At 35.2% G+C, this 5,488-nt stretch carries 3 protein-coding genes and 1 pseudogene; all 4 read right to left on the reverse strand.

From position 1 onward, the window contains the following. Nucleotides 1–140: pseudogene (locus tag P8M54_RS08100) on the reverse strand (acetyl-CoA C-acyltransferase); the annotation flags it as partial. Between the two features lie 95 nt (nt 141–235). Next, a complete protein-coding gene (locus P8M54_RS08105) occupies nt 236–2,626 on the reverse strand; it encodes a 3-hydroxyacyl-CoA dehydrogenase/enoyl-CoA hydratase family protein (protein ID WP_300287046.1) in 2,391 nt (796 codons plus the stop codon). Between the two features lie 79 nt (nt 2,627–2,705). Continuing rightward, nucleotides 2,706–3,188 carry a MarR family transcriptional regulator gene (locus tag P8M54_RS08110; RefSeq protein ID WP_300287048.1) on the reverse strand — a complete coding sequence of 161 codons (483 nt, stop codon included), beginning with the start codon at nt 3,186–3,188 and terminating at the stop codon, nt 2,706–2,708. 349 nt (nt 3,189–3,537) lie between these two features. Continuing rightward, the gene (locus tag P8M54_RS08115) at nt 3,538–5,313 is read right to left on the reverse strand and encodes a long-chain fatty acid--CoA ligase (protein WP_300287050.1); all 1,776 of its coding nucleotides are present in this window, start codon (nt 5,311–5,313) and stop codon (nt 3,538–3,540) included. Nucleotides 5,314–5,488 lie beyond the last annotated feature (175 nt).

Genomic DNA, 5,488 nt, shown 5'->3' on the forward strand with positions numbered 1-5,488 from the left:
TTGTCAAAATCAGGCAGTTCATTCATCATGAATTCGATGGTTTCTGCTGCTAATTCATCAGGTCTTTTAAATCTAAAAACTCCTTTTGGTGCTTTACCAACTGCAGTTCTGTATGCTTTTACTATATAGGCTGTTTTCATATTTTTTCTTTTAGAGATTTTTAGAAGAAAGAGACAAGAAGAAAGAGGAGAAATTTAGTTCAGCATCTTGCTTCTTGTATCTTGGCTCTATTTTCTTAGTTACGTAGCGGTTTCCCTTTTGTTAGCATAAATTGGATTCTTTCCAATGTTTTTCTTTCTGTACATAATGACAAGAAAGCTTCACGTTCCAGATCTAATAAATATTGTTCGCTTACCATTGTTGGTTCCGATAAATCACCACCAGCCATAACATAAGCTAGTTTGTTGGCAATTTTCTTATCGTGCTCAGAAATGTATTTACCCGCTTCCATTTGGTCTGTTCCTACTAAGAACATCCCTAAAGCTTGTTTTCCTAATACTTTTACGTCTGTTCTGCGAATAGGTTGTGTGTAACCTGCTTCGGCCATCAATAAAGCATGTTTCTTAGCTTCGGCAATTTGACGGTCTTTGTTTACTACGATAACGTCTTTACCATGTTGTAATAATCCAGTGTCAAATGCTTCGTAACCAGATGTCGATACTTTTGCCATAGCAATAGTCAAGAAATACTCTTGTAATACGTTAAGCTCTACGTCATTTTTATGGAATAAGTCTGATGCACGCAATGCTAGTTCCTTAGAACCACCACCACCAGGAATCACACCTACACCAAATTCCACTAATCCCATGTATGTTTCTGCGGCAGCAACAACTTTATCGGCATGTAAGCTCATTTCGCATCCACCACCAAAAGTCATCCCGTGCGGTGCTACTACTACTGGAATTGAAGAGTAACGTACACGCATCATGGTGTCTTGGAACATTTTGATTGCCATATTCAACTCATCATATTCTTGCTCCACGGCCATCATAAAGATCATACCAATGTTTGCACCTACAGAGAAGTTGCCTGCTTGATTACCAATAACTAAACCTTGGTATTCTTTTTCGGCTAAATTAATGGCTTTATTAATGGCTTGTAAAACGTCACCACCAATTGTATTCATTTTTGAAAGGAACTCTAAGTTGATGATTCCATCTCCTAGATCAGTAATAACTCCACCACTGTTGCTCCATATTTTTTTGCTTTCGCGAATGTTGTTCAGGATAATAAAATCGTCTTGTCCAGGAACTTTAACTTGTGCTTTTGCAGGAATGCTGTAAAAGTGGGTTGCACCATTTGCAACTGTGTAGAAGCTTTTGTTTCCAGCAGCTAACATTTCAGTTACCCAAGCAGCTGGCTCTAAACCTTCTGCCTTCATGATTTCAATTCCTTTTTCTACTCCAATAGCATCCCAAATTTCGAATGGTCCGTTTTCCCAACCAAAACCAGCTTTCATAGCATCGTCGATTTTGTATAACTCATCTGAAATTTCAGGTATTCTGTTTGAAACATAAGCAAACATTCCAGAAAAACTTTTTCTGTAAAATTCACCTGCTTTGTCTTTACCTTTTACCAAAACTTTAAAACGGTTGATTGGTTTATCAATAGTTTTAGTTAATTCAAGAGTAGCAAAAGACGCTTTTTTAGCCGCTCTATATTCTAAAGTATCTAAGTCTAAAGTCAGAATTTCTTTACCTTCTTTTTTGTAGAAACCTTGTCCTGTTTTACTACCCAACCATTTATTCTCCATCATTTTGTTGACAAACTCTGGAAGTTTAAATAAGTCGTGTTGCTCATCGTTAGGGCAGTTTTCATAGATTCCGTTTGCAACGTGCACTAATGTGTCTAATCCTACAACGTCAACCGTTCTAAAAGTAGCCGATTTTGGACGACCAATAACTGGTCCAGTTAATTTGTCTACTTCTTCAATCGTTAATCCCATTTCTTTTACCAAATGAAACAAACTTTGGATTCCGTAAATTCCAATACGGTTACCAATAAACGCTGGAGTATCTTTAGCAACAACCGAAGTTTTTCCTAAAAATTTCTCTCCATATATAGTAAGGAAGTCCAAAACCTCTGATGAAGTTTGTGGGCCAGGAATAATTTCAAATAATTTTAAGTAACGCGCTGGGTTAAAAAAGTGAGTTCCACAAAAGTGTTTCTGGAAATCTTCACTTCTTCCTTCACTCATAAAGTGAATTGGAATACCTGAAGTGTTTGACGTAATCAACGTTCCTGGCTTGCGGTATTTTTCTACTTGTTCAAAAACTAGCTTTTTGATATCTAATCTTTCAACAACTACCTCAATAATCCAGTCTACGTTAGCAATTTTTGCCATGTCATCAGTCGTGTTACCTGTCGTGATGCGATTTGCAAATTTTTGACTGTAAATAGGAGAGGGCTTTGATTTTAAAGCATTACCTAAATGCTCATTTACCAAACGATTGCGTACTGCTTTGCTTTCTAATGTCAGTCCTTTTTTAGCTTCAGCTTCAGTAAGCTCTGTAGGAACAATATCTAGAAGCAAAACTTCGACACCAATGTTAGCAAAATGACAAGCAATTCCAGATCCCATTATTCCGGATCCAATTACTGCTACTTTTTTAATTGTGCGTTTCATACTTTTTTTATTTTGTTTTTTTTGATAGAAAAAAATCTCGTCTCTTGTTTCCTCACTTTGGATGAAACTTGTCAACTCCTTAATTTTCCGTATTTTCTGTTTGATGCGCCATTTCATTGGCAGCTGAGTTAGTAAAAATATTTTTTTCTAAAATGAGTTCATTTATAATTTCCGAAACTTCAATAAAATGTTGCAGTTTTTCCTCCGAAATATTATGTTTAACAGCATCATTGAATTTCAAGACCGTATTTTTAGATAAGTCTCTTTTTTCCTTACCAAAGGGGGTTAGGTATATTAAAACACCACGACCATCTTCAGGATTTTTTTTACGAATGATCAAACCTTTGTCCTCCATTGATTTTAAAGTTCGAGTCAAACTCGTGGCTTCCATTCCCATTTTAGGACCAAGAGCCGTCGATGGTGTCCCGCCCTCCTTGTCAATACTTAACAAAGCAAAACCGGTAGCCATGCTAGCATCATATTTAGAGGCTTCTTCGTTGTACATGCGTGCAACTGCTTGCCAAGTAGCTCGAAGTATGTAATCTATAGTTTTGTCTTTCATATTTTCGCAATCGATTTCAAATATACTAAAAAAATACTATGCATGCATAATAAATTGAAATAATTTTTTGTTAATAATACCTAAAGATAAAAAAACTAATCGTCGTTTGCTGAAAAGCAGCTTCTTTTTGATTGTCGTTAAAGTTCTAGTTGATAGGAATTAAAGTTGTTCCAAAGGTAAAAAGGCGGGATTTTTAAACGGTTCAGTTCTTTTCAATCGTAAAAGCAGTACTGTATAAGGGTTGAATTAGATTATCCTGTAGATATTACATTTACAAGTTAAATGGCTATTTAAAATTTTTTGCATAAAAAAACCACGAATTCTTATTCGTGGTTTACTATGATTGCTACTAGTTGTAAATTTTATCAAATAAATTTTCATAAATTTTCAAGATAATCTTTCTCTTTAATTTAAGGGTAGGAGTTAAATGTCCTCCTTCAATTGACCAAACATCTGGAGTAAGTTCAAATCGTTTGATTTGCTCCCAATGACCGAATTTTGAATTTATTTGGTCGATCTCTTCTTGGATTCTAGCAATTACCTTTTCGTTAGTAGTGATTGCTTCGTTAGTAGACCCAATGTCAAATTTGTGCAACGCGGCCCATTCTTTTACAAAGTCAAAATTGGGTTGAATAAAGGCAGCAGGCATTTTTTGACCTTCACCGATTACCATTATTTGTTCGATAAAACGAGATTGTTTCATCATGTTTTCGATCATTTGAGGCGCAATGTATTTTCCTCCGGATGTTTTAAACATCTCTTTTTTACGATCTGTGATTTTAAGGAAACCATCTTTATCAAATTCTCCTATGTCTCCAGTATGAAAATAACCATCGACGATTACTTCACTTGTTAACTGCTCATCTTTAAAGTAACCCATCATAACATTTGGTCCTTTGCAAAGAATCTCACCATCGGCTGCGATTTTTACTTCAACGGTATCAATTACTTTACCTACCGTTCCAACTCTAAAGCCGTTGTTACGTAAATCATTTACTGAGATTACTGGTGAAGTTTCGGTTAAACCATATCCTTCCATTACTGGAATTTCGGCAGCAGCAAAAATGCGAGTTAATCGTGTTTGTAACGCTGCACTACCTGATACCATTAGTTCTAAATTCCCACCCAAACCTTCTTTCCATTTGCTAAAGATTAGTTTTCGTGCAATTTTCAACTGAAATTCGTACCAAGCGCCATTAGCTCCGTAGGGTTCGTAACGTAAACCTAAGTCGATAGCCCAGAAAAATAAGCTTTTCTTGATTCCAGTTAGTTCTGTTCCTTTTGCATAAATTTTATCGTATACTTTTTCCAATAATCTTGGTACAGCAGTAATCACAGTTGGTTTTACCTCCTTGATGTTATCGCTGATTTTTTCGATTGATTCCCCAAAGTATATGGAAACACCATAGTATTGGTATAGGTACAAAATCATTCTTTCAAAAATATGGCAAACAGGTAAAAAGCTTAATGCACGACTGCTTCCAGCTTCAAATGGAATTCTAGGGGCACTATTTAATACATCCGAAACGATGTTTTTATGCGATAGCATAACTCCTTTTGGTTTTCCCGTTGTACCTGAGGTATAAATAATGGTTGCCAAGTCCTCTGTATGCACACTGTTTTTGCAAGCTTCTACTTCATTTTGATTGCTTTGATCTTCACCTAATTCTAGTACTTCTTTCCAATTTTTACAGTCAGCAATCGAATCAAAGCTATAAACTTCTTTTAAATGAGGTACTTTAGATCTAATCAAATTAATTTTGGCTAGAACTTCTTTATCAGAAACAAAACAATAACTTGCCTCAGAGTGGTTTAATATATACTCATAGTCATTTTCGGAAATTGTTGGGTAAATAGGTACAGTTTGCGCACCAGTTTGTAGTACCCCAATGTCCATTATATTCCATTCAGTTCTATTATTTGAAGAAATGATAGCAATTTTATCACCTTTTTTAACTCCCATTCTCAAGAGCGCTCTCGAAACAGTGTTGGCTTTTGCGATATATTCTTGGGTTGAAGATTTTACCCAAACTCCATTAACTGTGCTTACCAAAGCATCAGGAATAGTAGTGTATTTATCTTGTTGATAATATGGAAAATCAAAGAGGCGTGTTATCGAAGTCATTATAGGGGATATTGAATTTATTCGCAAATTAAATAAAAATTAGTGATATTTTTTAATTTTTAAAAATTAAATGGTAAAAATAAATAGAAAAGAAATTTTTTTACAATATCGATTTCGTATTCAGAAGGCAATGCAGTTTGTACCCTTGTAATAGAAAGACTAGATACTGTTTTGT

The organism is Flavobacterium sp. (assembly GCF_029242675.1).
Taxonomy (GTDB): Bacteria; Bacteroidota; Bacteroidia; order Flavobacteriales; family Flavobacteriaceae; genus Flavobacterium.

Excerpts from the sequence above, each read along its gene's own strand:
- P8M54_RS08105 (WP_300287046.1), bottom strand. The coding sequence starts at position 2,626 with ATGAAACGCACAATTAAAAAAGTAGCAGTAATTGGATCCGGAATAATG.
- P8M54_RS08115 (WP_300287050.1), bottom strand. The coding sequence starts at position 5,313 with ATGACTTCGATAACACGCCTCTTTGATTTTCCATATTATCAACAAGAT.
- P8M54_RS08110 (WP_300287048.1), bottom strand. The coding sequence starts at position 3,188 with ATGAAAGACAAAACTATAGATTACATACTTCGAGCTACTTGGCAAGCA.